At 65.1% G+C, this 26,497-nt stretch carries 24 protein-coding genes and 2 tRNA genes; 17 read left to right on the top strand and 9 right to left on the bottom strand.

The window, feature by feature from the left end:
* Positions 1–738: 738 nt before the first annotated feature.
* Positions 739–1,935: a DNA topoisomerase IB gene (locus JQ507_32990; GenBank protein QRI69611.1), complete on the top strand. Its 1,197-nt coding sequence runs from the start codon at positions 739–741 to the stop codon at positions 1,933–1,935.
* Positions 1,936–2,103: 168 nt separating this feature from the next.
* Here JQ507_32990 and JQ507_32985 read toward each other — a convergent pair whose 3' ends face one another.
* The 4 genes from JQ507_32985 to tsaD form a co-directional block, all read right to left on the bottom strand.
* Positions 2,104–2,517, bottom strand: coding sequence for an EVE domain-containing protein (locus JQ507_32985; protein QRI69610.1), 414 nt, complete (start codon positions 2,515–2,517; stop codon positions 2,104–2,106).
* Positions 2,518–2,613: 96 nt separating this feature from the next.
* Positions 2,614–3,726, bottom strand: a complete 1,113-nt coding sequence (locus tag JQ507_32980; GenBank protein QRI69609.1) for an alpha/beta hydrolase — start codon at positions 3,724–3,726, stop codon at positions 2,614–2,616.
* Positions 3,727–3,844: 118 nt separating this feature from the next.
* Complete coding sequence (locus JQ507_32975; protein ID QRI69608.1) at positions 3,845–4,822, bottom strand: NAD(P)-dependent glycerol-3-phosphate dehydrogenase; 978 nt, start codon at positions 4,820–4,822, stop codon at positions 3,845–3,847.
* A gap of 13 nt (positions 4,823–4,835) precedes the next feature.
* Positions 4,836–5,909, bottom strand: a complete 1,074-nt coding sequence (gene tsaD / locus JQ507_32970) for a tRNA (adenosine(37)-N6)-threonylcarbamoyltransferase complex transferase subunit TsaD (GenBank protein QRI69607.1) — start codon at positions 5,907–5,909, stop codon at positions 4,836–4,838.
* A 195-nt stretch (positions 5,910–6,104) separates the two neighbouring features.
* On the opposite strand from tsaD, the gene JQ507_32965 reads away from it, so the two are divergent.
* From JQ507_32965 to JQ507_32945, 5 genes are all read left to right on the top strand, one after another.
* A complete protein-coding gene (locus JQ507_32965; GenBank protein QRI73616.1) occupies positions 6,105–6,845 on the top strand; it encodes a uroporphyrinogen-III synthase in 741 nt (246 codons plus the stop codon).
* A gap of 190 nt (positions 6,846–7,035) precedes the next feature.
* A complete protein-coding gene (locus JQ507_32960) occupies positions 7,036–8,310 on the top strand; it encodes a hypothetical protein (GenBank protein QRI69606.1) in 1,275 nt (424 codons plus the stop codon).
* 20 nt (positions 8,311–8,330) lie between these two features.
* The gene (locus JQ507_32955; GenBank protein ID QRI69605.1) at positions 8,331–10,076 is read left to right on the top strand and encodes a hypothetical protein; all 1,746 of its coding nucleotides are present in this window, start codon (positions 8,331–8,333) and stop codon (positions 10,074–10,076) included.
* Positions 10,077–10,184: 108 nt separating this feature from the next.
* Positions 10,185–10,260, top strand: a tRNA-Thr gene (locus JQ507_32950).
* Positions 10,261–10,456: 196 nt separating this feature from the next.
* Positions 10,457–11,122 carry a hypothetical protein gene (locus JQ507_32945; GenBank protein ID QRI69604.1) on the top strand — a complete coding sequence of 222 codons (666 nt, stop codon included), beginning with the start codon at positions 10,457–10,459 and terminating at the stop codon, positions 11,120–11,122.
* A 31-nt stretch (positions 11,123–11,153) separates the two neighbouring features.
* Here JQ507_32945 and JQ507_32940 read toward each other — a convergent pair whose 3' ends face one another.
* Entirely contained in the window at positions 11,154–12,155 is a 1,002-nt protein-coding gene (locus tag JQ507_32940) for a hypothetical protein (protein QRI69603.1), read from the bottom strand.
* A gap of 466 nt (positions 12,156–12,621) precedes the next feature.
* Between JQ507_32940 and JQ507_32935 the strand changes: the two genes are divergently transcribed.
* The gene (locus JQ507_32935) at positions 12,622–13,116 is read left to right on the top strand and encodes a hypothetical protein (protein ID QRI69602.1); all 495 of its coding nucleotides are present in this window, start codon (positions 12,622–12,624) and stop codon (positions 13,114–13,116) included.
* 178 nt (positions 13,117–13,294) lie between these two features.
* Here the strand turns inward: JQ507_32935 and JQ507_32930 are convergent, their stop codons facing one another.
* Both JQ507_32930 and JQ507_32925 read right to left on the bottom strand, forming a co-directional pair.
* Positions 13,295–13,756 carry a hypothetical protein gene (locus tag JQ507_32930; GenBank protein ID QRI69601.1) on the bottom strand — a complete coding sequence of 154 codons (462 nt, stop codon included), beginning with the start codon at positions 13,754–13,756 and terminating at the stop codon, positions 13,295–13,297.
* A gap of 247 nt (positions 13,757–14,003) precedes the next feature.
* The gene (locus JQ507_32925; protein QRI69600.1) at positions 14,004–15,056 is read right to left on the bottom strand and encodes a polysaccharide deacetylase family protein; all 1,053 of its coding nucleotides are present in this window, start codon (positions 15,054–15,056) and stop codon (positions 14,004–14,006) included.
* A gap of 217 nt (positions 15,057–15,273) precedes the next feature.
* Here JQ507_32925 and JQ507_32920 point away from each other — a divergent pair, with 217 nt between their 5' ends.
* Together JQ507_32920 and JQ507_32915 are read left to right on the top strand one after the other, a co-directional pair.
* On the top strand, positions 15,274–15,579 hold the full coding sequence (locus JQ507_32920; GenBank protein ID QRI69599.1) for a hypothetical protein: 306 nt from the start codon (positions 15,274–15,276) through the stop codon (positions 15,577–15,579).
* A 104-nt stretch (positions 15,580–15,683) separates the two neighbouring features.
* On the top strand, positions 15,684–15,899 hold the full coding sequence (locus JQ507_32915) for a hypothetical protein (GenBank protein ID QRI69598.1): 216 nt from the start codon (positions 15,684–15,686) through the stop codon (positions 15,897–15,899).
* Positions 15,900–16,023: 124 nt separating this feature from the next.
* Here the strand turns inward: JQ507_32915 and JQ507_32910 are convergent, their stop codons facing one another.
* Positions 16,024–17,703 carry an MFS transporter gene (locus JQ507_32910; GenBank protein QRI69597.1) on the bottom strand — a complete coding sequence of 560 codons (1,680 nt, stop codon included), beginning with the start codon at positions 17,701–17,703 and terminating at the stop codon, positions 16,024–16,026.
* Positions 17,704–17,854: 151 nt separating this feature from the next.
* Here JQ507_32910 and JQ507_32905 point away from each other — a divergent pair, with 151 nt between their 5' ends.
* The 7 genes from JQ507_32905 (at position 17,855) to JQ507_32875 (ending at position 25,675) form a co-directional block, all read left to right on the top strand.
* The gene (locus tag JQ507_32905) at positions 17,855–19,228 is read left to right on the top strand and encodes a hydrolase (GenBank protein ID QRI69596.1); all 1,374 of its coding nucleotides are present in this window, start codon (positions 17,855–17,857) and stop codon (positions 19,226–19,228) included.
* A gap of 85 nt (positions 19,229–19,313) precedes the next feature.
* Positions 19,314–20,699: a cytochrome P450 gene (locus JQ507_32900; protein QRI69595.1), complete on the top strand. Its 1,386-nt coding sequence runs from the start codon at positions 19,314–19,316 to the stop codon at positions 20,697–20,699.
* A gap of 34 nt (positions 20,700–20,733) precedes the next feature.
* Entirely contained in the window at positions 20,734–22,143 is a 1,410-nt protein-coding gene (locus JQ507_32895; protein QRI69594.1) for an adenylate/guanylate cyclase domain-containing protein, read from the top strand.
* 118 nt (positions 22,144–22,261) lie between these two features.
* A complete protein-coding gene (locus JQ507_32890; GenBank protein ID QRI69593.1) occupies positions 22,262–22,765 on the top strand; it encodes a TerB family tellurite resistance protein in 504 nt (167 codons plus the stop codon).
* Between the two features lie 227 nt (positions 22,766–22,992).
* Positions 22,993–23,772, top strand: a complete 780-nt coding sequence (locus tag JQ507_32885; protein ID QRI69592.1) for an SDR family oxidoreductase — start codon at positions 22,993–22,995, stop codon at positions 23,770–23,772.
* 161 nt (positions 23,773–23,933) lie between these two features.
* The gene (locus tag JQ507_32880; GenBank protein QRI69591.1) at positions 23,934–24,749 is read left to right on the top strand and encodes a glutamine amidotransferase; all 816 of its coding nucleotides are present in this window, start codon (positions 23,934–23,936) and stop codon (positions 24,747–24,749) included.
* Positions 24,750–24,865: 116 nt separating this feature from the next.
* Positions 24,866–25,675, top strand: a complete 810-nt coding sequence (locus JQ507_32875; GenBank protein ID QRI69590.1) for an enoyl-CoA hydratase — start codon at positions 24,866–24,868, stop codon at positions 25,673–25,675.
* 140 nt (positions 25,676–25,815) lie between these two features.
* On the opposite strand, the gene JQ507_32870 is transcribed toward JQ507_32875, so the two are convergent.
* A tRNA-Ala gene (locus tag JQ507_32870) sits at positions 25,816–25,891 on the bottom strand.
* Between the two features lie 298 nt (positions 25,892–26,189).
* Here JQ507_32870 and JQ507_32865 point away from each other — a divergent pair.
* Positions 26,190–26,480: a YggT family protein gene (locus tag JQ507_32865; GenBank protein ID QRI73615.1), complete on the top strand. Its 291-nt coding sequence runs from the start codon at positions 26,190–26,192 to the stop codon at positions 26,478–26,480.
* Positions 26,481–26,497 lie beyond the last annotated feature (17 nt).

Raw genomic sequence — 26,497 nt, 5'->3', positions numbered from 1 at the left:
ACTCATGCCGATCGCGAACCACGCGACGGCAAGCCGTCTTGATCATTGTTGCAATTATGCGTTGCCGCGTTCCGGCCTCGCAAGGAAAAAGGACTGTCACTTTCGTCGCGCAGAAACCGCAGGACATCCCGCCGGCTTCCGCACCTGATAGGACGCTTACCGCGCCTCGTTGACGATGGAAACCTATGCTCCATCGCCTGCATCAGGTCACCGGTCTCTTGGTCGTAGTAGTGCTGTGCTCTGCGCCTCCCCGCCACCCACCGCGACAAACTCGAACGACGTACGGCGTCGATTTTGACGGGCGGCTTTGGGCATTCAACGAACTGTCGTGTGCCGGCGCGATGATCTGCGTCAACAATCGGTCCTTCGGCGTCTCGCGCGGCCTAACGGCGCCCGTCGAGGCACTTGTTGCTGCCCGCAGCCTAGGATCGAGGGCGTCGCCGGGACGGCACGATCCGGCCTGTCCGGTGCGGCAGATCGTCCGAGTTCGGCCCATCGGAATCCGGTTCCCGGACGCTGTTCCCGCTATTTTGACCGAACCCGGACAGGCTGAAATCAAGGTTAGCCGGCGAATGGCACCCATGAAAGGTATTTAGAAACCATTGATAACCGATTCGCGACTCGCAATGTCAGTCTCCACGCCCTAAATCGCCATTCCGAGGCCGGACGGCCTCACCGGAACGAAGCCCGAAGCAACGGCATTACCGGGAGAACAGCGGAACAAGGCGTCTGAAGAGTATGATGGATCAGCAGAACATCGCGGCTGTGCGGCCCATGTCCGCCGATCCCGCTGTCGCCCTGGCGAAGGCGCTGGGTCAGTGGCCCAAGCAGCCGCAGGCAAAGTTGCGGCCGCAGGCAAAGCTGCAGCCACCTCGGGCAAAGCTCAAGTTCGAGACGCCCGCCGCCATCAAGACCTCGGTCGAGGATCTGGCGCGCGATCTCGGCCTGCGGCTCGGCGACCAGAACGAGCTGACCATCCGCCGCATCAAGCGCGGCAAGACCTATTCGTTCGTTCGCGCCAATGGCTCGCGCGTCCGGGACGCCCGCACCATCCGCCGGCTGCACGCGATGGCGATGCCGCCGGCCTATCGCCAGGTGCGCTACTCCACCGATCCGAACACGCATCTGCAGGCGGTCGGCCTCGATGCGGCCGGACGGTTGCAATACCGCTATCATGCCGATTGGGAGAAGGTCCGCGAGCAGCGCAAGGCGCACCGCCTGGGCAAGCTGGTGGCCGCGCTGCCGAAGATCCGGCGCAAGGTCTCGGCGTTCCTGTCCGGCGACGAGCCGACGCGCGAGTTCGCGCTTTCGGCGGTGATCGAGCTGATCGCGCGCACCGCGATCCGGCCCGGCAACGAATCCTATGCCCGGCTCAATGGCACCCGCGGTGCCACCACGCTGCTGAAGTCCAACGTCACGCTGGAAGACGACAGCCTGGTGCTGACCTTCAAGGCCAAGGGCGGCAAGGCCGTGCGCAAGGAATGCGACGCGGCCAAGCTGGTGCGTGCGATCGGCATCCTGCGCGGCGTTCCGGGCAAGCGCATGTTCCAGTATTACGACCGCTCCGGCGTCGTCCGCGCGGCCTCGACCACGGCTGTCAACGCGTTCCTGCGCGAGCTCGCCGGCATCAAGATCTCGCTGAAGGATTTCCGCACCTTGATGGCGTCGGCCGTCGTCGTGGAATCGCTGTCGCGGATCACGCCGGCCGCCAGCCAGCGCGGCCGCAAGCGCCAGGTGCTGGACGCGATCCGCGCCGCGGCCGACCAGCTTTCCAACACGCCGGCGATCTGCCGCAAGAGCTACGTCCACGACACCATCGTCACCGCGTTCGAGGACGGCATCCTCGAGCGCTTCGCCGCGACCATGGGCGGCTACCGCACCCAGAGCAAGCGCGAGCAATTGCTGGCGCAGGTGGTGATGGCGGCGGGGGCGTAAGCCCAGAATCCAACTCGACGTCGTCCCGGCCAAGCGAAGCGCGAGCCGGGACCCATAAACACAAATGTTCAGTATGTAGAACGCTGGGGCCACACCTCTGCGCGACACAGAGAGTTGTGGTTATGGGTCCCGGCCTTCGCCGGGACGACAGCAGAGTATGCTGGAACGCTACAGTCCGCCCATCTTGCAGACGTATTTCCATTCCTCCGCGGTCACCGGCTGTACCGAGAGCCGCGAATATTTCACCAGCGCCATGTCGGCGAGCTTCTTGTCGGCCTTGATCGCGGCCATCGTCACCGGCGTCTTCAGCGGCTTGTCGGCCTTGATGTCGACGCAGACGAACTTGCCGGTCTTGTCGGTCGGATCGGGATAGGCTTCCTTGACGATCTCGGCGATGCCGACGATCTCCTTGCCCTCGTTGGAATGATAGAAGAACGCCTTGTCGCCCTTCTTCATGTTGACCAGGTTCTGCCGCGCCGTGAAGTTGCGCACGCCAGTCCAGGCCTCGCCCTTCGCGCCCTTGGCGACCTGCTGGTCCCACGACCAGACCGACGGCTCGGATTTCACCAGCCAGTAATTCATCGCGACTCACCCCGTTCCTGAACGCCGATTGAGCGGCAATCTACAGGCAGCCGGACGCCCGCGACAAGCACAGGCATCTGGTCTCGATGGCAGCGCTCACTGCTTCAGATATCGATCGAAGAATTTGGCGATATCGGTGAAGGCTTCCTTGGTCTCGGGCGCATCGATGTTCATCTGGTATTGCGCGTGGGATTGCCCTTCATAGACATTGAGGTCGGCGATCACGCCGGCGCGGCGCAATTTGCGGTGGGTGCGAACCGTGTTGCTGAGGAACAAATCGCGCGTCCCCGACGTCAGGATGGTCGGCGGGAAACCCTTGAAGTCACCGTAGATCGGCGAGATGTAGGGATTCTTCAGGCTGGTCCCGTTGGCATAGAGCCTGGCCGCGCGGCCGAGCCAGCCGTCCCAGGTCACCAGCACATTGTCGACCCACTCATTGCCGGCGTAGCTGTCGCCGATCTTGTCGATATCGGACCATGGCGTGCCCGGCGCGATGGCGGCGGGCAGAGGCAGCTTCTCATCCTTCGCCCGCAACACCATCGCGAGCGTCATCGCACCGCCGGTCGAGGTGCCGAAGATCGCCAGCCGATGGCGCTCATGCGATTTCAGGACCTCCTTCCACACCGCCATCGCGTCGTCCATCGCGGCCGGATAGGGGAAGTCCGGCGGCATCCGGTAGTCGACCGAGATGACCTTGTAGCCGCCGAAGCCCGCCATCATGATGGCTTCCGGCAGCGCGGCTTCGCCGGGGCCGAACACGTAGCCGCCGCCGTGCACATGGATCAGCAGGCGCCGCCGGTTCTCGAGCGCGATCTTGTTCGGCGTCACGACATAGCAGTGCACGCCGGCGATTGTTTTCTCCTCGACCTTGACGCCGAGCTTCGCCTTCATCGCCGGGATATTCGCGATGGCTTGCTTGGCGCGGCGATCGATCAGCTCCTTCCATTCCGCTGATGTCTTCGGGTCGGCGTTGAAATGCGGCGGATAGGCCGTGCCGATCATGGCCTGCATCTCGGGAGAGACGTCAGCGGTGGGGTTACCGATCGACTTGAGCGGCGCGACCCGCTTGCCGCTGTCGGCATTGGCGGCCGCCTCACTCTTGGCGAGTTCGTCGTAGGAAGCGGCGGTTTGGGCGTGGGCAGTGATGGACGAGGCGGCGAGGGCGAATGCGAAGCAGATGGGAACGATGGCGCGTTGCGGTTGACGCATGTGTTTTTCCCTTGGGATCCGTTGCTCGACTGCTAAGACCGGGATCCGACGGTTCGCCGCCACGCTAGTACGGCGCGCGCGGATCGTGAAGCTCCACCTCGCGCACCTGTGACGCGCGCTACTCGGCCTTGAAAGGCCGTGTCAGCAATCCTTCGATCACCGCATCGATCGTCAGCCGGCCGCTCAGGATCGCGGCGACCGCGTTCGACACCGGCATATCGACCTTCTGCGCAGCGGCGAGCTCGCACAGCACCGGAGCGGTGAACGCGCCTTCGGCAAGCTTGCCGACCGGCGCTGCTTCGCCGCGCCCGAGCGCGAGGCCGAGTGCGAAATTGCGCGATTGCGCGGTCGAGCAGCTGAGCAAGAGATCGCCGAGCCCCGACAGGCCGGACAGCGTCTCGGTGCGCGCCCCGCAGGCGCGGCCCAACCGGGCGAGTTCGCTGAAGCCGCGCGTGGTCAGTGCGGCGAGCGCAGAGGCGCCGAGCTCCTTGCCGACGACGATGCCGGCCGCGATCGCCAGCACATTCTTGGCCGCGCCGCCGATCTCGACGCCGCGCACGTCTGACGTGTGGTAGGGCCGGAACGTCGCCGAACCGAGCGCCTGGACCAGCGCACGTGCAAGCGCCTCATCCTTGGCAGCCAGCGTCACGGCGGTAGGCAATCCGCGCGCGACGTCGTCGGCAAAGCTCGGTCCCGACAGGATCGCGGGCACCGCGCGCGGTGCGGCCTCCGCAACCACCTCGGTCATGAACTTGTGCGTGCCGTGCTCGATGCCCTTGGCGCAGGCGATGACAGGTGTGTCGGGTTCGAGGTACGGCGCAAGGTGTCCGACCGCCGCGCGCAGATGCTGCGCCGGGGTGACCGCGAGGATGATGTCGGCGCGTGCGGCGGCGGAGATATCCGACGTCACCGCGATGCCGGGCTGAAGCTGGACACCAGTCAGCTTCGGATTGACCCGCGTCGCCTCGATCCGCGCCGCATGCCCGGCATTGCGCGCATACAGCGTCACCTTGCGTCCGGCGCGCGCCGCGACCTCGGCCAATGCCGTGCCCCAGGCGCCGGCACCGATCACGCTGACTGACATATGCGCGGGCATCCGACCCCTCGGTTCAATATCCGGCGCGGCTGTTGGCGTGGCCGGCCGGCGCCTTGGCGTTGGCATCGAGCAGCCAGCGCGCGCGCGGCGGCGCTTCCATCGTGTCGGTGAGTCCGAGCGCCATCCGCTCGGCGCCGGCCCAGGCGATCATCGCGCCATTGTCGGTGCAGAGCGCCGGCGGCGGGATGATCAGCGTGGTCTGCGCTTTCGCCGCGACATCCTGCAACGCGCTGCGGATGGCGTGGTTGGCGGCAACGCCGCCGGCCGCGACCAATGCGCGCGGCGTGCCGAACCGTTCCTGGAACAACCGCAGGCCGACGGTCAGCCGGTCCGCGGTCGCTTCCAGCACCGCGGCCTGGAAGCTCGCGCAGAGGTCGCTGATGTCCTGCGGCTCCAATGGCTCCAGCCGGCTCGCCTCGTTGCGCACCGCCGTCTTCAGTCCCGACAGCGAGAAATTCGCATCCGGACGGCCGAGCATCGGGCGCGGAAAGGCAAACCGCGTCGGGTCGCCGTCGGCCGCCGCGCGCTCGACCTGCGGTCCGCCGGGATAGGGCAGCGACAGCATCTTCGCCACCTTGTCGAACGCCTCGCCCATCGCATCGTCGACCGTGGTGCCGAGCCGGACATATTCGCCGACCCCGACCACGGCGACGATCTGGGTGTGGCCGCCCGAGGCCAAGAACAGGCAATAGGGAAACGCCAGCGCGCAGGTCAGCCGCGGCGTCAGCGCGTGCGCCTCGAGATGGTTCACCGCGATCAGCGGCGTGTCGTGCACCATCGCGATCGCCTTCGCGGTGGTGAGACCGACGATCACGCCGCCGATCAGGCCGGGGCCGGCGGCCGCTGCCACCGCGGACAATTGGCCGTAGCCGACGCCGGCCTCCTTCATGGCGGAGGCGATGATACCGTCGAGCAGGTCGACATGGGCGCGCGCCGCGATCTCCGGCACCACGCCGCCGAAGCGGGCGTGCTCGTCGGTCTGCGAACGCACGACGTTGGAGAGGATCTTGGCCTGTCCGTCAGCCTGGCGCTCGACCACGGCGGCTGCGGTTTCATCGCAGGTGGTCTCGATTCCCAACACCAGCATCGGCGGTTCGTGTCCCAATTTCGGCCCTTGTGCTACCAGCATGATCCGGACCGGCCGGAACCGGTTTCCGGCCAGATCATGCCCATCAAATGTCCTCTCCGGGGTAGCATTGCGAGGTCGCAAAGTGCAATCGGTCGCCAAGGACCAACAAGGTCCAATCTGCAGGGGCCAATTCGCAAGGCGGGAGGCCTGACCCTGACCATCCTTGTCACACGACCGCATCCGGATAGTGCCGCGACGCTTGCGACGCTGCGCCAGCGCGGCTTTGATGCCCTCGCGGCGCCGGTGCTGCGCTTCGAGCCGTTGCCGTTCCATGATGACGACGATGCCGAATATGACGCGGTCATCCTGACCAGCGCCAATGCGCTGCGCGCGGTCGATCTCGGTGCGAGCCGGCTGATGCCGCTGCCGCTGTTCGCGGTGGGGACGCACACCGCGGACGCCGCACGTGCCGCCGGCTTCGACAAGGTGATCGTGGCCAAGGGCGACGCGGTGAGCCTGCGTGATCTCGTGCTCGCGCGGGTCAAGGCCGGCGAGCTGCCGGCATCCGCCACGCTGCTCTATCTCGCCGGCGCCGACCTGTCGCGCGATCTCGCCGGTGAACTGGGCGAGCGCGGGTTAAGCGTCGTCACCCATACCACCTACCGGATGGCGCCGGTGGCCGGCTTTCCAAGGGAGGTCAGCGACGCCTTCATGGCGAACCGGATCACAGCGGTGCTGCATTATTCCCGGCGCAGCGCGCAGGCCTTCCTGGACACGATCCGGGCCGACGGCCTGGAGATTTCGGCGCTCGCTTTGCCGCAGTGCTGCATCTCGGCCGCGGTCGCCGCGGTGCTCCATGACGCCGGTGCGACCAAGGTGGTGGTGGCGGCGCGGCCGGACGAAAACGCCCTGCTGGAGGCGCTCGACCGCACAATGCGGCCGTCACTCGAATAATTCTTTCGTCGGACCATGATGTTAGGCAATGCTCCGGGTTTCGGATCGTGCTCTAAGACCATGGCCGATCCTGACGGAGCGGTTCGCGTTAAGGTAACGCCACCAAACAACTCGATGACGGCATGATCCGATTCAATCGGATCGGATCATGCTCTAGAATGTGCGGCCAGTAGTTTTGAGGACCCTCGCGATGGCTGAAGAAAGGCCCGACGACCCAGGACCTTCGCCGGATTCCCGGCCCAAGCGCGCACCGCCGACCATTGATCTTCAGGCGACCGAAATCTCCAGCGAGCCGTCAAGGACCGAGGCGACCGAGGAAGCCGCCAAGGAAATTGGCAAGGAAACTGGCGAGGAAACCGCTGGCCATGCCGGCGAGGCGGCTGCGCCCGGGGCGGAGCCTCATCCCGATCCTGCGCCTCACACAGAGCCGCAACTCGAGGCCGCCTCCGCGGCACCGGAGGCCGAGCGGCCGCGGCCGGTGTCGCCCTGGGTGGTGGCGCCGGTGTCGGGCGCGGTCGCCGCCGCGCTGGTGATCGGGGTCGGCTGGCTGCTCGGCTGGCCCTCGGTGCCGCCGGCGTCCGCGCCGCAGCCCAGCGCCGCAACGGTTGACGAACTCGGTGCGCGCCTGGCCGCGCTCGAAGCAAAGGCGAGCCGGCCAGCCGCTGCGGTCGCCGATCCCGCGGCAACCGCAAGGCTCGAGGCGCTCGACAAGTCGATCGCCGTGCTGCGTACCGAGCTCGCCGCGACGCGGGCGCAATCCGACAAGCTCGCCGCTGCGGTGAATGACGCGAAGGCCGCGCCGCGCGATGGCGCGGCGGCGCCCGACATCTCCGGCCTCACGGCGCGGATCGACAGGGTCGAGGGTGCGGTGAAGGCGCAGGGCGCCGCGATCGCCAAACAGGACGGCAAGATCGCCGACACCAAGGCCGAGGCGAAGGCGGATGATGTGCCGCTGCGCCGCGTGGTTGCGGCCTCGCTGCTCGACGTCGCGGTGCGTCACGGCGATCCCTACGGCTCGGCGCTCGAGGCCGCGAAGGCCATCGCCGACAATCCCGATATGCTGAAGCCGCTCGAAGTCTTCGCTGCGTCAGGCGTGCCGAATCCGAACGCGCTGTGCCGCGAGCTGATCGAGATCGTGCCGCAGCTTGCTCCGCCGCCGCCGGAGGCCGCGGCCGCCAGCGCCGGGCTGGTCGATCGTCTGCAGGCCGGCGCCTCCAAGCTGATCCGCATCGAGCGGACCGACGGCACCGGCACCGACCGCGGCAGCATCGTCGCGCGCGTGACATCGGCCGCCGTGCATAATGATCTCGCATTGACCGAACGCGAATTGAAGTCGTTGCCGCCGGCCGATCGCACCGCGGCGCAAGCCTGGCTCGCCAGGGTGGACGCACGCCGTGCCGCGCTCGACGCGTCGCGTAAATTTGCCGACAACGCCATGGCGGCGCTCGCCACGGTCAATCAATAGCTTCTTGCAATAGGTTCTTGATGATCCGGATCATTCTGTTCCTGCTGCTGATCGCGCTCGCTGCAGCGGGTGCCGCCTGGTTGGCCGATCAGCCCGGCGATCTCGTGCTGAATTGGGGCGGGTTGCGTCTGACGTCCAGGCAGCCGATGTACCTGCTCGGCCTCGTCATCGTCGTCGCAATGGTCGCCGGCATGATCCTGCGCGGACTGTGGAAGATCCCGGGCCGCATCCGACGCGGCCAGCGCGAGCGGCGCCACGCCCGCGGCCGTCACGCCATCACGCAAGGCCTGCTCGCGATCGGGCATGGCGATTCGTCGGCGGCGCGTGCCCATGCCGAGGTGGCGCGGCGCCACGCCGGAGGTGATCCGCTGGCGCTGTTGCTGCACGCGCAATCGGCGCAGCTCGACGGCGATCGCGACGGCGCGCAGCGCGCCTTCCGCGCCATGGCCGAGCGCGCCGACACGCGGCTGCTCGGCCTGCGCGGCCTGTTCATCGAGGCACAGCGCGCCGACGATCCGGTGGCGGCCGTGATGATCGCCGAGGAGGCGCTGAAGATGTCGCCGTCCTCGTCATGGGCCTCGCATGCGGTGCTCGGCTTCTGCTGCGCCAAGGGTGACTGGGCCGGCGCGCTGTCGATCATCGACAACAACCAGACGGCCGGATTGATCGACAAGGCGACCTATCGGCGGCAGCGCGGCGTGCTGCTGACGGCGCGCGCGCTGGAGTTGGAGACCGTCGATCGCGACCTGTCGCGCTCGAGCGCGATGGAGGCCGTCAAGCTGGCGCCGACGCTGATCCCCGCCGCGGTGCTCTCGGCGAAGTTCGAGAGCGAGGCGCATCAGGTGCGCCGCGCCATGCGCATCGTCGAGACCGCGTGGCTCAAGCAGCCGCATCCCGATCTCGCCGACGCCTATTCGCATGTCCGGCTCGGCGATTCCGCGCGGCAGCGGCTGGTGCGCGTCGAGACGCTGGCGGCCAAGACGCCGGGCAACATCGAGGGCGCGCTGGCGATCGCGCGCGCCGCGATAGATGCGGCCGAATTCGGCAAGGCGCGTGCGGCGCTGGAGCCGTTCACAGCCGCGCCGACCCAGCGCGTCGCGCTGCTGATGGCCGAGATCGAGCGCAGCGAGCATGGCGACAGCGGCCGGGCACGGGCCTGGACCCTGCGCGCGGTGCGCGCGCTGCATGATCCGGTGTGGACTGCCGACGGCTATGTCTCGGATCGCTGGCGTCCGGTGTCGCCGGTCACCGGCCGCTTCGATGCCTTCCAGTGGCAGACGCCGGTGGCGGCGCTGCCGTCCGACAAGGGCAATGCGATCGAGCCCTCGCCGTTCGAAGAGGCGATGCTGGCGCCGCGTCGGGTCGAGCCGCCCAAGGAGCTGGCCATCGAGCCGCCGTCACCCAAGCCGGTTGAGCCGGTCGAGGCCAAGCCGGTCGAGCCGGCCACGCCGTCCGTGCAGGACAACGCCCCGGCGCCGGCGGCCAGCGACGCCGAGCCGGTGCCGCCTGAACCCGCCGCGCCGGAGCCGGTTCCACCCCCGGCCACTGAGGCGGCGCCCCCGGCCCCGGCCCCGCTGTTCCGGTCCCGGACTGATCTGCCCAAGGCGGCGCCGGCGCCGATTCCGGCCGTGATTCCGATCGTCCGGGCTCCCGACGACCCCGGGGTCGATGAGGACGGCCCGGTGGACGAATTTGCGGAACAAATCGGCCCTCCCAAGGCCCAGGCGGGCGGTTGGCGCGGATTTCTGTCACGTTTGGGAAGCTAATTCGGGGTTAGGTAACGGCTGTGCGGTTTAATAACCGCATCTTCTTGCCAATCGGGGTCATGCCCGATATCAGGTGGCGCGCAAGCTCAGGCCGTTGCCGAACGGTTCGCCGCAATAGCTCAGTTGGTAGAGCACGTCATTCGTAATGACGGGGTCGGGGGTTCGAGTCCCTCTTGCGGCACCATTCTCAGACTAAGCCCTTCAATTCTTGCGATCTTCCGGGCGGAAATTGTTTCTCCGTGTAGGTGCTGATCCCAATCCTGCTACACGGCGGAGTGTGGATCTGGTGGCGCACGAGCTTGGTCAAGTTGGGCGCCGCAATTACTGGATATACCGTAAACGCGTCGACCATGGACGCGACCGCAGCACGAGCCTGACCGATGAGCAGCACTCAGACCGAAGCCGAGATTAGGAGCGGCTTGAAGCGCGGGAAGGTCATACTGCCATGGAGCTTGCTCCGGTCGGTCGGCAATTCGCGAGCCGCAAAGCTAACCGTGCTCATTCCGCTGATCGGCTATTTGATCTTGCTGAATGACGACATCGTTGCGCATCTTACGCTGTCGAAGGATGTGTTTGACGACGCTGCCGACCATACATTGACGCGATTGCTTGCAGTTTATGTCGGCCTTGTATTCATCGCGATTGCCTCAGCCGTATTCGCAATACGATGCCCCGGCGAAGTGAAGCGGTATGGCTCTCCCGAAGAGTACATCGCGGGCGACGAACCGTCGGTGAGCGACAAGCAAATAGCGATCATCGAAAGGAAATTGGAGGTCGGCGACGATATCGCGCGCAAAGACAGTAGCGAATATGGCGCGTACTATTTTGGCAGGCCGAACCCTGATCTAGAGGAACTGCGGCGGAACGGACGCGAATTGCTTCGCATACGAATGAACCTCTTCTATGAGATGCTTGACCGGTCTCGCCCGATATCTCGATGGATCGCGGCAATTTTCTTTCTCGCGGGGTTTATCTGCTTGTCGATCCCTTCGATGCTTGTGTTTATCAAAGTCAGCAAGGTTTTGTTTCACAAGATCGGTGCTTAAGGATGTCAGGACCTACATCATTGGATCGGCGCTACTCGAAGATCATTGGTGTCCGCTCAGGATCGAAATGAAAAAGCTTTATTGTCGGTACAACGTCATCGGCACTCGCGGTCATTTTTATTGGTCCATATACGTCTGTGCCACACGCCATCCCCGCCACGATAGGCGGGTTGTACCACCGCCGTATCAAAACAAGCGCCTCTTCTCCGGGATTTAAGTCGATCAGATGCTTTTTGTTGATGTCGAACTGTGACGGCTCCGGCCGAGTAGGCATCGGTCCGATTGCTTCGACGATGACCTTTACGTTCCTTTGAGTCTTGGCGGACATATTCCTTATCAGCGCTCGATACTCCCAAAACGTTCCGGGTATTTGCTTTCCGGTTTCGTCCCTCATCGGTTCGATTGACCAAAACCTTCTATTGGGATTAGCTTGGTCGAAAATGATCTTGATCGGCCGCTGAACTAGTGGAAATTGTCCGAATATCTGGTTCCTAGAGAACCTGACGCCGACCCACGCCATTGGGCCGAACTCGCGGCTTGTGGGACCCTTCCAGTGAGCCGCAGTCCGTGGAAGATGACTACGATCAAATACGATCTCAACTTTGTCCCACGTGTCCGGAGGGATAGGCTTTTCTGGGGTAGTGGCCGTTCCTGCTAAGCATTCCTCGCCCCAAGAACTGAGAAGCGAGTTTCGCAGAGCTTTATGGATTTCGTTGTCGAGCCGACGCGCAAGCCAGTCGTAAACGAGGTTCGAGGTATCAATGGTTGTTTTTAATTGACTCTCCCGCCACTCGCTTTCCTCGAAAATCAGAAAAAATGCTTCTCTTGCATCGATGTCCGGCGCAGGGTCTTGGGTCGGTGCAACTTGGCGTTGTCCATGCAATTCGATTTGCGATCGTTGGATCAGTACTTCTCGTTGACGAAGCTGGTACTCCGGAATGGCCATGCCGCCCCTATCAAAATGGGCTTCGGACGGCTCTCGGCGGAGATAGTTTCGGAAGCCTACGATGATATTGAAAAGCTTACGTGGCATGTCTGCCTCGGATAATGGGCGTATCAGAGCTATTAAGGTAAGAAGTCCGTTAGACACCGGTAGTGGGCCTTTGTGTTCTAGCTGATCAGACCTCCCTCGCCAGCTATGCGACGTGCACTAACGTCGAGACAGTGGCGCGCTGCTCTGATGGCTCTTTCACGATCCGAACCTCTTAGCAGTCGCTGGAAACGCGTCCTGCGCCACTCCTCAATGCGACGAAGGCGGCCTCGTCGGCCACCCAGCAACACTGACCCTTCCAAGCTCTCGCACGCCACGGTCCTCCCGCTCAGGTTGAAAGCGTAACGGAACTCACCGTAGGCGCAAGCTCCGTGCCTGCTCCCGCCGCCCCGCAGTTTCTGGTGATTACGGGCGCTGATCCTTGCTGAAAGTCAGCAAATCACTTAGGGAGGATTTCGCGCGTCGAGTTCTGCATCAGCCATGCACATGTTGTTAACAGGTGTCTCCGATGGCCTCTGCTCGCGAAATGCTCGCTGTCAGCAGCGATCCGGTCAAGGTCCGTAACCTTGCCCTCAGCCTTCTCGCGATGAGGAAGGTGGCTGAAAATCTCTTCAGTGAGTGGGAGTTGACATTTCTGCTCGACACTGTCGAGCAGGCGGAAAAGGTTATCGCGCTCAGTCCAAAGGAGCGCAAAGACCTCAAATTTAGCGAGAAGCACGCTGAGGCGCGTCTCGCGTTGCGCGACTTTCGCCTCACCTCCCGACAGGCAGAAAAGCTGTTCGAAATTCGCGACGGCGTTACCCTGTACGGTGACATTGCTGGCATCAGCGTTCGCAACCTGATCGTCCGATGCTACGAAGCACGTGGGTGCGGACTCGTAGAGAGCGATGACGAATATATCGAGGGCCTTTGGAAGAGTGGGGTGACCAAGCTTCGTCTTCGCGATCTCATGCGGCTCAAGAGGTGCAGCATCGAACTCAACGAGCTCGAGCCCTACATGTAAGGCTGCGTGATGAGCACCCAGGGTCAGATTTCGGATTAATCTCGGCAGTTCAATTTTCGCTTTCAATGGTACACGATCCCCGGCACGAAACTCGCGGATCAGCGCGTTTAGGCGGAAAATGCTGGGTTTGGAGGAGGGGTTTCGTTCCCTTCTTGCGGCACCCCAGAACATCTTCCACCTAGATCCGCGCGCCGCACAGTCCACTCGCGACCGCGACCAGTCCGACCGCGGCGAGGCCGGTTGCCCAGATCCGGTTGGCGATCGCGGTGGCCGCGCCGTGCGCGATCAGGACGCCGCGCAATCCCGAGGTGAGATGGGCAAGGACGAAGAAGACGCCGAGCGCGTAGTGCGACACCAGGCGGATGCTCCAGGCGTCGTGGATCAGGCCGGTCGGTGCCCCCGACGCACGCGCCCAATTGGTATCTATGTGGTTCACGGCCCGCGCGGAGACGAGTGCGGAATTCAGATGGGTTACGATGAACGCCGGGAGGTACACGCCGGAGCCGATCTGAAACACGCATCCGCCGGCCGCGCTCCAGCGCCAAGCCAGCCGCATGCCGACGGCGGCCTGGAACGGCATCAAGGCGGCGAGGATTGGTTCGATCACGGAGGAGCGATAGACCGTGCGTCCTATCTTCATCACGGTGCCATGCATCTTGGGCCCGAGCAGCCCGACGGGTCAAGCTGCCTTGTCGAGCGCCGGCACCCGCCAGCTCCTTTGCATGGGGTTGTTTCGATATTTTGGCTGCGTACATCTGAAGCAGGAATTTCGCCACCATTGCCCGTGGTGATCTGCCGGTAGTCGACGCCGACACCACGAACGAAAGCGCCCCCGGATCGGATCCAGGAGCGCCCTTGGGTTGAGTGTGTTCGGCGTATTCGCGGGGTTACTCGGCCACCGTCTGCACGACGTTGCCGATCGGCCGGCCCGATGCGACCGGCTTCTCGGTCTTCGCCATCATCGCGTCGTATTCCGGCAGCGTCTCGATCTGGGTCTTGGCCTTCATCCAGACCACCTTGTAGCCGCCGGCCTTCAGCTTGCGCAGCAGCGTCGGCAGCGCCTGTGCGGTGTGCTTCTGCAGATCGTGCATCAGGATGATGCCCTTGTGCTCCTTGTCGAGCTTGGTCATCACGTTGTTGATCACTTCGTCGGAGCTCTTGGACTTGAAGTCGTTGGAGTCGACGTCGACCGAGAACATCGCGATGTTGCGGGTGCCGAGATAGGCGGTGGTCGCCGGCGTGTGCGCCAGTGCCGGGAAGCGGAAGAACGGAGCCGGATTGGCGCCGAGTGCCAGCTTCACCGCGCTAAAACCCTTCTCGATCTCGTCCTTGGCCTGCTGCTCGGTGATCTTCTTGCTCGCCAGATGCGCGTGCGACCAGGTGTGGGCGCCGATGGTGTGGCCGGCGGCGGCGACCTGGCGGAGGATATCGGGGTGATAGGTGGTGTGCAGGCCGATCGGGAAGAACACCGCCTTGGTGCACTCGTCCGCCAGCGCCTTGAGCACGGCGGGCGTGGTCGGCCACGGACCGTCGTCGAAGGTCAGCACCACCTCATGGTCGGTCAGGAAGTCATATTGCTTGTACTGCAGGAAGCCGAAGCCCGGGCCGCCTGTGGTGTCGACCACGACGGTGCGGCTGATGCCGAGCCCATCGGGATTGGCGCATTTTGGCATCGCCACGACCGGAGCGGGCGCCGGTGCAGGGGCAGCGGCCGGGGCCGCCGCCTGGGTGGCGTCGGCGCGCTTCGAGAGCGCGGCGGTCGTGTCGACATCGTCTCTGGCGGCCTGCTTGGCCGCTGTGGGCAGCGGATCGGCCTGGCTTGCTGCCGTTGTCTGCGGAGGCGCCGCGTCGGCACGCGGGGAGGAGGTCCAGAACCACACGCCGGCGATCACGATCGCCGCTACAACACTGGCCAGCATCAGGCCCAACGCACTACGCATCGCTACACACTCTCTCGGACTTAAGGATACGCCACAGCCGTAACGAGCGATTAATGCCAACAAGGTCTTAACGCGATCCCAACAAGGCGCCAGGACCGCAAGAAAAAGCGTGCTTTACCGATGCGTGATGGTCGTCACAGTCATCGGGTGCGCGCTCAAGCAGGATCGGACATCAGACAACGGGCGCCGCGATCGGTGGCGCCGATGGGAGCCGATCATGACCACCATTTTCAAAGGCCGGGTTCTTCGGGGCGGAGCACTTGGACGTGGCGTTCGCAGGACCGCCGTCGTGCTGGCGGTTGCGGCGAGCGTCTCGTCGCTGACCTCGAGCGCGAGCTTCGCATTCAGCGCCGAGGCGCAGCAGATGTGCACCGGTGACGCCTTCAGCCTGTGCAGCTCCGAGATCCCGAACATCCCGAAGATCACGGCGTGCATGGTCAAGAACCGCTCCCAGCTGACCAGTGGCTGCCGCGTCGTGCTGGATCGCGATCTCGCGGCCCAGCGCCGGGCCGCCGCCGAGTGATTGCAGTGCACCAATGGACTTCGCCGTGGGCGGCGAAGCCGCAGGGCTTCTTTGCCGCCCTGAAACGCTATAGAACCAGCGTCGCATTCCTTAGAGGCTTTGTGATGACCCGATTTCTGTTCGCCGCCGTTCCGCTGGTTCTGCTGACGTCAGCGGTCTCAGCACAGCAGCAGGGGCGCGATGCCTGCTCGCGCGATGCCTCGCGGTTCTGCCGCGCCCATCTCGGCGAGGGCGATCAGGTCGTGCTGGCCTGCCTGAAGGAGCATCGCAGCCGTCTCAGCAAGGCCTGCCAGCAGACGCTCACCGACAACGGGCAGTAGCGCCATCATCGTCATTCCGGGGCGCGCCGCCTGGCGCGAGCCCGGAATCCATTCCAACGCTGGACTCGCGGCCCGATGGATTCCGGGCCCATCGCTGCGCGATGTCCCGGAATGACGACGGAGTCTACGTACTACTCCCCGCCGCGGTCGCGACCACCGGGATCACCTCCTTGGCGGCGCGATCCGGGGTCTCGTCCTTCCAGCGGACCGAGCCGAACGGCCGTTCCAGCATCCGCCGCACCCGGATCGGATCCGCGCCGATATGGAAGTCGGCCGCCTTCTGGTGCAGCTCGCGCTCGATCTGGGTGGCGCGGTTGCGCTGGCGCAGGAAATCGAGCCAGGTCGGGCAATGATAGCGCTCGGTCCACAATTCGGGATCGGCGATGTCGCGCGCGATCGACCAGCCATAGGCGCCGTTGCGCTGGCGACTCAGCTGCACGTCCTGCATCACATTGTGGAAGGCGCGCGCCTTGTCCTGCGCCACCCGGTACTCGATCTCCACCACCAGCGGCCCGCTGCGCGCGGTCAATTGCAGCCGCACCTCGGGATCGGCCAGGGCAACCGTCGCGTCCTCGTTGCGCGCGCCGACCGGCGGCATCCGCAGCCAGATGCCGAGCAGCGGCGACAGCAGCATCAGGCCGGCGGAGATCAACAGCGCCGTCTCGACACCACCGAGGTCCGTGATGCGGCCCCAGCACCAGCTTCCGATCGCAATGCCGCCGGCGATCGAGGCCTGAAACGCCGCAAGCGAACGGCCGGCGACCCAGCGCGGCGCCGAGAGCTGCACGCCGATATTGAACAGCGCGATGGCCAGCATCCATACCGCACCGGCGACCACCAGCGCGGCTGCGGTGATCACCGGCTGCTTGCTCACCGCGACGATCGCGATCGCAACGCCCATCAGCAGCGCGCAGGTCCGCACCGCGGCCTCGCCGCTGAGCCGGCTGCGGATCTCGCTGATGTTGAGTGCGCCGATCACAGCGCCCATGCCGAAGGCGCCGAGCATGATGCCGTAGGTCTGCGCGCCGCCATGCAGCAAATCGCGCGCCACCAGCGGCATCAGCGCCGAGACCGAGCCGCCGATGATGCCGGTCACCATGGTGCGGGTCAGCACGATCTTGATCGACGGCGAATTGGTGATGTAGCGCACGCCGGAGACGATGGCGCGGTTCAGCCGCTCGCGCGGCAGCCGCGACGGTTCGCTGACGCGATTCCACAGGAACAGCACGACCAGCAGCGGCAGGTACAGGACAGCGTTGGCCGCGAACGCCGCCACGGCGCCCGCGGAGGCCACCACGATGCCGCCGATCGCAGGACCGAAGCTGCGCGCGATGTTGTAGCTGATGCCGTTCAGCGCGACCGCGGCGGGCAGCGTCTCCGACGGCACCTGCTCGCTGACCGAGGATTGCCAGGCCGGGCCGAACAGCGCCATGCCGCTGCCGACCACGAAGCACAGCGCGAGCAGGATGTTCGGCGTCACCAGATTGAGCCAGGCCAGCACCGTCAGCGTGGTCGCGCCGGAGAGCGCGATCGCCAGCGACACCAGCGCGACGATGCGGCGGTCATGCATGTCGGCGATGGCGCCGGCCGGCATCGAGATCAGCATCACCGGCAGCATCAGCGCGGTCTGCACCAGGGCGACCTTGTCGGCCTCCGCGGTCATCTGGGTCATCGCCCAGGCGGCGCCGACGCCCTGGATCAGGATGCCGAGGTTGGAGAGCAGGCTCGCGAGCCAGATCCGCCTGAAGATTGAATGCCGCAACGGTGCAGTGATACGGTCTGGTCGATCCGGCGGTTCGGTCATATCCGGTTCCGGTTGGCCTGCTATGGTTTGTTGAATGATTCCGGCTGCATCAACTGATGCCCGGCAAACGCGTGTCCTGTCCAGCGATTACGGTATCCTCGCGGGCTGTAGGACACAGCTAAAGCCCTGAAAGGCTTGGGGAAGGGGATCAATGGCGCTGTCGCGGCGGAGATTTTTTCAAGGAGCCGGCGCCCTGACGCTGCTGGCGGGCCGCCTCGCCGCCCCGGCTTTTGCCCAGCCGGCGCCGGCCGGCGACATTCCGCCGACCCTGCCGCCGATCCTGTTCGTGCACGGCAACGGCGATCATGCCGCGCTCTGGATGACGACGCTGTGGCGGATGGAGTCCAACGGCGTGCCGCGCGAGCGCATGGCCGCGATCAACTTCACCGATCCCTTGGCGCGCGCCGACGACAAGGTCGAGCAGGCGGGCCGTTCCTCGACCGAGGACCAGCGCCGCGCGCTCGCCGAGGCGGTCAGGGAGCTGAAGCAGACCAGCGGCGCCACGCGGATCGCGCTGGTCGGGAATTCCCGCGGCGGCAATGCGATCCGCAACACCATCAAGAATGGTGGCAGCGGCGACATCAGCCACGCGGTGCTGTGCGGCACGCCCAATCACGGCGTCTATGCATCCGACGACGGCCTCGGCAACGAGTTCAACGGGCGCGGTCCGTTCCTGCGCGGGCTGAACGATGGCGACAGCGAGGTGACCGCGGGCACCGCGTTCCTGACCTTGCGCAGCGACGGGCTCGACAAATATGCGCAGGCCGACGGCCGCTTCATCGGCAAGCCGGGCACGCCGACCAACGTCACGACCGACGGCCCGGCGCTGAAAGGCGCGACCAATCTGGTGCTCGGCGCGGTCGATCATCGCGAGACCGCGTATCATCCGCGCGCCTTTCGCGAGATCTACAAATTCATCGCCGGACGTGAGCCGTCGCGGATCGAGATCGTGCCGGAGACGGCGGTGCGGCTGAGCGGCCTCGTCACGGGCACGCCCGGCGGCGTGCCGACCAACCGGCCGGTGCCGGGCGCCGTGGTCGACATCTATCATGTGTCGGCGGAAACCGGCGAGCGCCTCGGCGGCCCGCTGCACAGCTCGCAGACCGGCGCCGATGGCCGGTGGGGGCCGGCGCAGGTCGATCCGTCCTGGTCGCTCGAATTCGTGCTGACCTCGCCTGATGCGGTGACGACGCATATCTATCGCTCGCCGTTTCCGCGCTCCTCCGACATCGTGCATCTGCGCGCCGCGCGGCCCATGCTGCCGGCCGATGCCGGTGCAGGCGCCGTCGTGCTGATGTCGCGGCCGCGCGGTTATTTCGGATTACCGCGCGATATCGTGCTGTTCGACGGCAAGGAGCCGGCCGACGTCAAATCCGGCGTGCCGACCGACGCGGTGACGACGTTGCGGCTCACCGCGGCCGAGATCGGACGTCCGGTTGCCGCAATCTTCAACGCCGAGCGCATTGTGATGCGGAGCTGGCCGGCGTCGGAGAACCGGATTGCAGTCGCCGAGCTGACTTATTAGGTCTTGTGGAAGGGGTCCGCGCGCCTTCACGGCGCCGGGATCGCATGGCCGGATCGGCCGTTGCGTGAGGCAGGAAGCGAGGACCATGAGCATAGCTGAAGTCTACGATATCACGGTCACGCGGCGGCCCCTGGTCCCGCCGGCGCCGCCGCGCGCCCCCGCCGACATGGGCGCGTTCCAGCGGATGCGGGTGATGCGCAACTCGCCGATCGAGACCTGGGGCCAGCGCGCCTATGAGGACGACATCGTTCAGGGCCGCTTCCTCAATCACTCGAGCTTCATCCTCAACACGCCGGATGCGATCCGCCACGTGCTGGTCGACAATTACGAGAACTACACCCGCACGCCCGCCGGCCTCCGTGTGTTGCGTCCGATGCTGGGCGAGGGACTGCTGATCGCCGAGGGCCGCGCGTGGAAGCATCAGCGCCGCACCCTGGCGCCGGCGTTCACGCCGCGCGCGGTGACGACGCTGGTGCCCTACATGATCGCGGCGGTCGACGAGACTATCGGCAGGCTGAAGATCGCGAGCGGCGGTCCGGTCGATCTGCGCGAGGTGATGCAGCGCATGACGCTGGAGATCGCCGGCCGCACCATGTTCTCGTTCGGCATGGACCGCCACGGCGCCGCGCTGCGCGACTTCGTGATGGAGTATGGCGACACGCTGGCGCGGCCGCATATGCTGGACCTGCTGTTGCCCCTGAACTGGCCGACCCCGCAGGATTTCCGGCGCGCCCGCTTCCGCAAGCGCTGGACCGCATTCGTCGGCCAGCTGATGGCCGAGCGCCGCGCCGCCGGCAAGGATGACAATGCGCCGGCCCGCGACCTGTTCGACCTGATGGGCGCTGCGCGCGATCCTGAGACCGGTCAGGCCTTCACCGATGCCCAGCTCGGCGACCAGGTCGCGACCATGATCCTGGCCGGCCATGAGACCACCGCGACCGCGCTGTTCTGGGCGCTCTATCTGCTGGCGCTCGATCCAGAGACCCAGGAGCAATTGGAAGCAGAAGTCAGGAACGTGGCGACTTCAGGCGCGCTGGACTTCGAGAAGCTGAAGTTCACCCGCGCCGTGATCGACGAAACCATGCGGCTTTATCCGCCGGCGTTCCTGATCGCGCGTGCCGCGGGCGGTCCCGACACCATCGAGGGCCGTCCGGTCAGGAAGCATGACGTAATCCTGATCGCGCCGTGGCTGTTGCACCGGCATGAGAAGCTATGGCGCGATCCGAATGCTTTTGTGCCACAGCGTTTCATGACGGGAACACCGCCCGATCGCTTCGCCTATCTGCCGTTCGGCGTCGGCGCGCGGGTCTGCATCGGCGCGCATTTCGCGCTGGTCGAGGCGACGCTCGCGCTCGCGAAGATCATCGGCGCGTTCCGCGTCGCGCTGGCGGACAAGGATCCGGTGATTCCGATCGGCGTGGTGACGACACAGCCGAACCGATCGCCGGTGTTCACGATCAAGCCGCGCTGACCGTGCGCGGCGTCTCCCAACATAGGTGGTCACCATGAGCGACACGCAGGCCCACTTCGCAGTCCTCAGGCAGACGGCCGATCCGGCCGTCGTCGACGCCATGCAGCAGCTGATCGCTGATGGCGATGATCGCGAGCTCAATCGCATCAACGTGCTGGATTTCTCGCGCCGCACCGGGCTCGACGAGGAGAAGGCGATTTCCGGCTTCTTGCACGCCTCGCGGCTCGGCCTGTTCGACATGAGCTGGAACGTGCTGTGTCCGGGCTGCGGCGGCGTGCTCGATGCCCACACCACGCTGAAATCGTTGCGTCATGACGACTACAATTGCGCGTTGTGCGCGGCCGGCTATGAGGTCTCAGTCGACGAGCTGGTCGAGGTCGCCTTCACCGTCAGCCCGCGGGTCCGCCACATCGCCGCGCATGATCCCAACACGCTGCCGATCTGGGAATACTTCCGCCAGGTGTTCTGGAGTTCAGGGATCGAGCTCGACGAGAGCTCGGTGTCGACCCTGATCAATGAGGTCACGCTGGAGGGGCTCGAGCTGCCGCCCGGCGAAAAGGCGATCCTGTCGCTCAACCTGCCCAACGAGTTCATCATCGTGTTCGAGCCGGTGACACATTCGGCGCACTTCTTCGCCATCGAGGGCGAGCCGACCACCGAGCGTCAGCAATTCTCGATCGCGTTCAACAAAACGCATGCGCCGACCGGCACCTCGACGATGCGGCCGGGGCCGCTGCGGCTTTCGCTGGAGAATCACGCCGACGTTCGCGTGCTGCCCTCGGTGTGGGTCGCCGGCGATCCGCTGCACAAGCTTGTCGGCAAGCGCAAGCCGATCCTCACCGCGAAACGGATGCTGTCGAACCAGACCTTCCGCGACGTGTTCAAGGCCGACAATCTCACCGGCGACCAGCGGCTGAAGATCACCGCGCTGACTTTCCTGTTCACCGATCTGAAGGGTTCGACCGCACTCTATGAGCGGGTCGGCGATCTCGCCGCGTTCGATCTGGTGCGCGCGCATTTCCACGCGCTGCTCGAGATCATCGCTTCCGAGCGCGGCGCGGTCGTGAAGACGATCGGCGACGCCGTGATGGCGACCTTCATCCGGCCCGAGCATGCATTGTCGGCAGGCTTGCGGATGCGGGCCGCGATGAAGCAGCTCAACACCGAGCGCGGCAAGGAGGATCTGATCGTCAAGATCGGCATCCACGAGGGGCCGTGCCTCGCGGTGACGCTGAACGAGCGGCAGGACTATTTCGGCCAGACCGTGAACATTGCAGCCAGGGTGCAGAGCCTGTCGACGTCACAGGAAATCCATTTGACCCAGCCGGTGATGGAATCGGCTGAAGTCGCAGGCATCCTCGATCGCGCCGCGATCAAGCCGATCCAGAAGGAAGCGGCATTGCGCGGCATTGCCGACAAGCTCGTGGTGTACGAGATACCGTAGTCATATTGCGGAAACGTAATGCTTGCCGAAACGTAATGCCGCAGCGGGGACCTGCGCGGATTGCGCCGGTTCTGTTTCCACGCCATATAGGTTTCAGCTTCATTCGACAGAGAGAGCGATGCTCGACGGACTCCGCCAATTCATTGCCGATATCGTCTCCCCCGATGCCCGGGCCGACCGCAGTTTCGATGACGGCGACTATCGCTTGGCGGCGACCGCGCTGCTGGTGCATGTCGTCTCGCTGGACGGCGAGCCGACGCCGACCGAGACGCGCAAGCTGCACAGCCTGATCGAGAGCCGTTTCCAGCTCGATCCCGGCACCGCCGACAAGTTGATCGCTTCCGCGATGCGCGTCGAAGGCGAGGCCGTGGATCTCTATCACTTTACCAGCGTGATCATGCGCTCGGTGAATGAGGAGGGGCGGCTGCGCATCGTCGAGATGATGTGGGAGCTGGTCTATGCCGACGGCCAGGTCAGCGAGTTCGAGGACAATGTGGTCTGGCGCGCCGCCGACCTGCTCGGCATTTCCTCGCGCGACCGCATCGACCTCAAGCACAGGGTCGCCGAGAAGCAGGCCGAGCTGCCGAAGGGCCCCTGGGGCACGGCAGACGCGGCAATTTGACAGGGTCGGCTGCGCAAGCGGGTGCATCGTCGCCGGCATCACGGATGACGAAATTTTAATTTCCGCCGCGATCGGGGGCGATCCGACTGAAAATCGGTAGTTTCGTCCCGAAACCAGCGCCTCAGCCGCTATCCACAAGCCCATACACGGCTTGCGTCGCACCGCATGCCTATGCTCTCGTCGCCCCGCAGGGAACCTCACTAGAATTTGCAGTAAGAGTTTGAAACGTGACTGAGCGTGTGACGCTGATAACCGGGGCATCGGCGGGCATAGGCACCGAACTGGCGCGCGTGTTTGCATCAAAGGGGCACCGCGTGGCGCTGGTGGCGCGGCGCGCCGATCGCCTGACTGCGCTCGCCGACGAGCTTGGGGCCAAGGGCGGCGCGGCCCCGATCGTGATCCCCTGCGATCTCCAGCAGACCGATGCGGGCGACCGGATCGCGCAGGCCCTGACCGAGGCCGGGGTCGAGGTCGAATATCTCGTCAACAATGCCGGCTTCGGCCTGTTCGGCCTCGCTGTCGAGCGTGACCGTGCCGAACAGCTCAACATGATCAGCGTCAACATCCGTGCGCTGACCGACCTGACGCTGCGCTTCGCCGACCAGCTGATCCGCAATCGCGGCGGCATCCTCAATCTCGGCTCGATCGCGGGATTCCTGCCGGGCCCCGGCATGGCCGTGTACTACGCCAGCAAGGCCTATGTGCTTTCATTCTCCGAGGCATTGCGCTGTGAGCTGGCGCCGAAAGGCGTGCGCGTTACCGTGGTTTGCCCTGGTCCCGTGCCGTCCGAATTCCAGGATCGCGCAGGGTTTGCCCCGGGATTCGATTCCGCGATCCTCAACGTTGCGCCTGATGAGGTCGCCCGCCAGGCCTATCGCGGCCTGATGGCCAACAAGCGCGCCGTGCTGCCCGGCGCCTTCATCAAGGTCGTGCCGTTCCTGCTCCGGCTGTTTCCGCGTTCGTTCATCCTGTCGGCGGTCGGCGGCTTTCAGCTCCGCAAGCGCTAGCCCCCTGAAGCGTTCCCTCGGTCGTCGTTAAGGCTGTCTCTGGCCCGCGATTTGCTTCGCGCGTGTGTGCGCAAACTCACACGATGTTAACGAGCACTTAGCTATGATCGCACCTTACGTGCCGAATCCTTAAGCAGAGGCCAAACCTTCAAGCAGAGGCAATGTCGTTCCGGTCTGACCAAAGCCGTGTCGTGGTACCCTTCGCAAACCGAAGGCCGACCGCGGTCACGCCGGTAGATCAGGTTTCGGATCAGGCTGCGCTAAGGCCGGTGCTGATCGTGCTGCATCAGGAGACCTCGACTCCCGGCCGGATCGGCAACGCGCTGCGTGCGCTGGGCTACCCCCTCGACATCCGCCGTCCGCGCTTCGGCGATACGCTGCCCGACACGCTCGAGATGCATGCCGGCGCGGTGATCTGCGGCGGCCCGATGAGCGCCAACGATCCCGACGACTATGTCCGGCGCGAGATCGACTGGATTTCCGTTCCGCTGCGCGAGCAGCGTCCGTTCCTCGGCATCTGCCTCGGTGCGCAAATGCTGGCGCGGCAACTCGGCGCGCGCGTCGCGCCGCATCCGCAGGGCCGTGTCGAGGTCGGTTACTACCCGGTCAGTCCGACGGACGCGGGCCGCGCCCTTTGCCCGGACTGGCCGGCGCGCGTCTATCATTGGCATGGCGAGGGCTTTCGACTGCCCGACGGCGCGGACCTGCTTGCGACCGGCGATGATTTCCCGGTGCAGGCGTTCCAGTTCGGCAACGCCTTCGGCCTGCAATTCCATCCCGATGTGACCTACGCGATGATGCATCGCTGGACCACGCGCGGTTGCGCGCGGCTGGATTCGCCGGGCGCGCAACCGGTCCATCAGCACTTCGCCGGGCGCGCCGTGCATGATGCCGCCGAGCGCGCGTGGCTGAAGCATTTCATCGACGGCTGGATCGCGCGCGTGCCGCGGCCGATGCTGCTGCAGGCGGCGGAATAGCCGCCGCGCGGAATTTCGCGCCGCCCTTTTCATTCTGATGGATGTGCTACTGTCGGCTGCCGCGCGTGGCTCGTATCGCCGTGCGAATTCATAACAACAAGGCCAGGGAGATCGCCGTGAGCTATCAGCACATCCTCTATGAGGTCAGCGACCGGATCGCGACCATCACGCTCAATCGCCCGGACCGCATGAATGCGTGGACCGCGATCATGGAGCGCGACGTGCGCCATGCGATGGAGGCGGCGGCGAACGATGACCATGTTCGCGTCATCATCCTGACCGGCGCGGGCCGTGGCTTCTGCGCCGGCGCCGACATGGAAGCGCTGCAGGGCATCGATCCCAACGAGGTCAGGCGTGGCGAGAGCATTCCGTTCGACATGAACCGCCGCGCCGACTGGCAGACGCGTTACGCCTATTACCCCGCCATCAAGAAGCCAGTCATCGCGATGCTCAACGGCGCTACCGCCGGCATCGGCCTGGTTCACGCGCTGTATTGCGATCTGCGCTTCGCCGCCGACAGCGCGGTGTTCACGACAGCCTTCGCGCGGCGCGGCCTGATCGCCGAGCACGGCATCAGCTGGATGCTGCCGCGCATCGTCGGCCATGCCAACGCGCTCGATCTGTTGATGTCGGCGCGGCGGGTGTCGGCCGCGGAGGCGCTGCGCATCGGCCTCGTCAACCGGCTCTCTTCGCCGGAGAAGCTGCGCGAGGACACCTATGCCTATGCCCGCGACCTCGCCGATTTCGTCTCGCCGAGCGCGATCGCGGTGATCAAGCGTCAGGTCTATGACGTGCCGTTCCAGACCCTCGCCGAGGCTACCATAGACGCCAACCGCGAAATGCAGATCGCGCTCAAGGGCAATGATTTCCGCGAAGGCGTCGCGAGCTTCGTGGAGAAGCGGCCGCCACGGTTTACGGGGACGTGAGGGGGATTGGGGCTGGCGGCGAGGCGTCGGAGAAGAGGGGTTTGGACCGGTCCGTCTTCGCCCTTTGGGCTTCGCCGGACACCACGCTTCGTCCTTCGGGCTCTGCGCGGCTGCGCCACGCGTAGCCCGAAGGCGAAGCGTGGTGGAGCCAGGCGGGATCGAACCGCCGACCTCGTCATTGCGAACGACGCGCTCTCCCAGCTGAGCTATGGCCCCATCGCGACCGGGTGTTGCTGAGTGTCCCGGCCGTCAGTCGGGCGCCATTTACAGTCCCGCCCAAGGCCAAGTCAAGAACGGCGAAACGGCTGTTTTCGACCTTTCCTGCCCGGAACTTCCCTTGTTTGCGGGGGGCCGAACCGATATTTAGAGCATGATCCGGACCCGGCGGGCCGCGTTAGCGAGAAGTACGCAGCGGTTTTCCGAGAAGATCCTGCTCAAACGAGAAGCGCGCTGGCGGTTCAAGTCCGGTTTCGTTGCGCTTTACCTGGTCGTCCCACCCGCGAGCCCCCATCATATGCGCGCTGTTCTCGACATCGTCATCATCGTCCTCGACCTTTATGTCTGGCTGCTGATCGCCTCGGCCATCCTGTCCTGGCTGGTCGCCTTCAACGTGGTCAACACGCGCAACCAATTCGTCTCGGCGGTGGCCGAGTTCCTCTACCGGATCACTGAGCCGGTGCTGCGGCCGATTCGCAATGTGATGCCGAATCTGGGCGGTCTCGATATCTCGCCGATTATCGTGATCCTGATCATCATGTTCATCCAGCGGGTGATCGCTTATTACATCTATCCCAACGTGATCTGATCCCTGGCGATGGACCG

Source organism: Bradyrhizobium sp. PSBB068 (genome assembly GCA_016839165.1).
In the GTDB taxonomy this organism is placed as follows: Bacteria; Pseudomonadota; Alphaproteobacteria; order Rhizobiales; family Xanthobacteraceae; genus Bradyrhizobium.
Note: the sequence above shows the minus strand (reverse complement) of the source record. Positions and strands in the feature narration are given on the sequence as shown.

Excerpts from the sequence above, each read along its gene's own strand:
- JQ507_32880 (QRI69591.1), top strand. The coding sequence starts at position 23,934 with ATGTCGTTCCGGTCTGACCAAAGCCGTGTCGTGGTACCCTTCGCAAAC.
- JQ507_32910 (QRI69597.1), bottom strand. The coding sequence starts at position 17,703 with ATGACCGAACCGCCGGATCGACCAGACCGTATCACTGCACCGTTGCGG.
- tsaD (QRI69607.1), bottom strand. The coding sequence starts at position 5,909 with ATGCTGGTGTTGGGAATCGAGACCACCTGCGATGAAACCGCAGCCGCC.
- JQ507_32920 (QRI69599.1), top strand. The coding sequence starts at position 15,274 with ATGACCACCATTTTCAAAGGCCGGGTTCTTCGGGGCGGAGCACTTGGA.
- JQ507_32865 (QRI73615.1), top strand. The coding sequence starts at position 26,190 with ATGCGCGCTGTTCTCGACATCGTCATCATCGTCCTCGACCTTTATGTC.
- JQ507_32945 (QRI69604.1), top strand. The coding sequence starts at position 10,457 with ATGAGCAGCACTCAGACCGAAGCCGAGATTAGGAGCGGCTTGAAGCGC.
- JQ507_32905 (QRI69596.1), top strand. The coding sequence starts at position 17,855 with ATGGCGCTGTCGCGGCGGAGATTTTTTCAAGGAGCCGGCGCCCTGACG.
- JQ507_32925 (QRI69600.1), bottom strand. The coding sequence starts at position 15,056 with ATGCGTAGTGCGTTGGGCCTGATGCTGGCCAGTGTTGTAGCGGCGATC.
- JQ507_32980 (QRI69609.1), bottom strand. The coding sequence starts at position 3,726 with ATGCGTCAACCGCAACGCGCCATCGTTCCCATCTGCTTCGCATTCGCC.
- JQ507_32890 (QRI69593.1), top strand. The coding sequence starts at position 22,262 with ATGCTCGACGGACTCCGCCAATTCATTGCCGATATCGTCTCCCCCGAT.
- JQ507_32955 (QRI69605.1), top strand. The coding sequence starts at position 8,331 with ATGATCCGGATCATTCTGTTCCTGCTGCTGATCGCGCTCGCTGCAGCG.
- JQ507_32990 (QRI69611.1), top strand. The coding sequence starts at position 739 with ATGATGGATCAGCAGAACATCGCGGCTGTGCGGCCCATGTCCGCCGAT.
- JQ507_32900 (QRI69595.1), top strand. The coding sequence starts at position 19,314 with ATGAGCATAGCTGAAGTCTACGATATCACGGTCACGCGGCGGCCCCTG.
- JQ507_32975 (QRI69608.1), bottom strand. The coding sequence starts at position 4,822 with ATGCCCGCGCATATGTCAGTCAGCGTGATCGGTGCCGGCGCCTGGGGC.
- JQ507_32940 (QRI69603.1), bottom strand. The coding sequence starts at position 12,155 with ATGCCACGTAAGCTTTTCAATATCATCGTAGGCTTCCGAAACTATCTC.
- JQ507_32935 (QRI69602.1), top strand. The coding sequence starts at position 12,622 with ATGGCCTCTGCTCGCGAAATGCTCGCTGTCAGCAGCGATCCGGTCAAG.
- JQ507_32915 (QRI69598.1), top strand. The coding sequence starts at position 15,684 with ATGACCCGATTTCTGTTCGCCGCCGTTCCGCTGGTTCTGCTGACGTCA.
- JQ507_32895 (QRI69594.1), top strand. The coding sequence starts at position 20,734 with ATGAGCGACACGCAGGCCCACTTCGCAGTCCTCAGGCAGACGGCCGAT.
- JQ507_32960 (QRI69606.1), top strand. The coding sequence starts at position 7,036 with ATGGCTGAAGAAAGGCCCGACGACCCAGGACCTTCGCCGGATTCCCGG.
- JQ507_32985 (QRI69610.1), bottom strand. The coding sequence starts at position 2,517 with ATGAATTACTGGCTGGTGAAATCCGAGCCGTCGGTCTGGTCGTGGGAC.
- JQ507_32930 (QRI69601.1), bottom strand. The coding sequence starts at position 13,756 with ATGAAGATAGGACGCACGGTCTATCGCTCCTCCGTGATCGAACCAATC.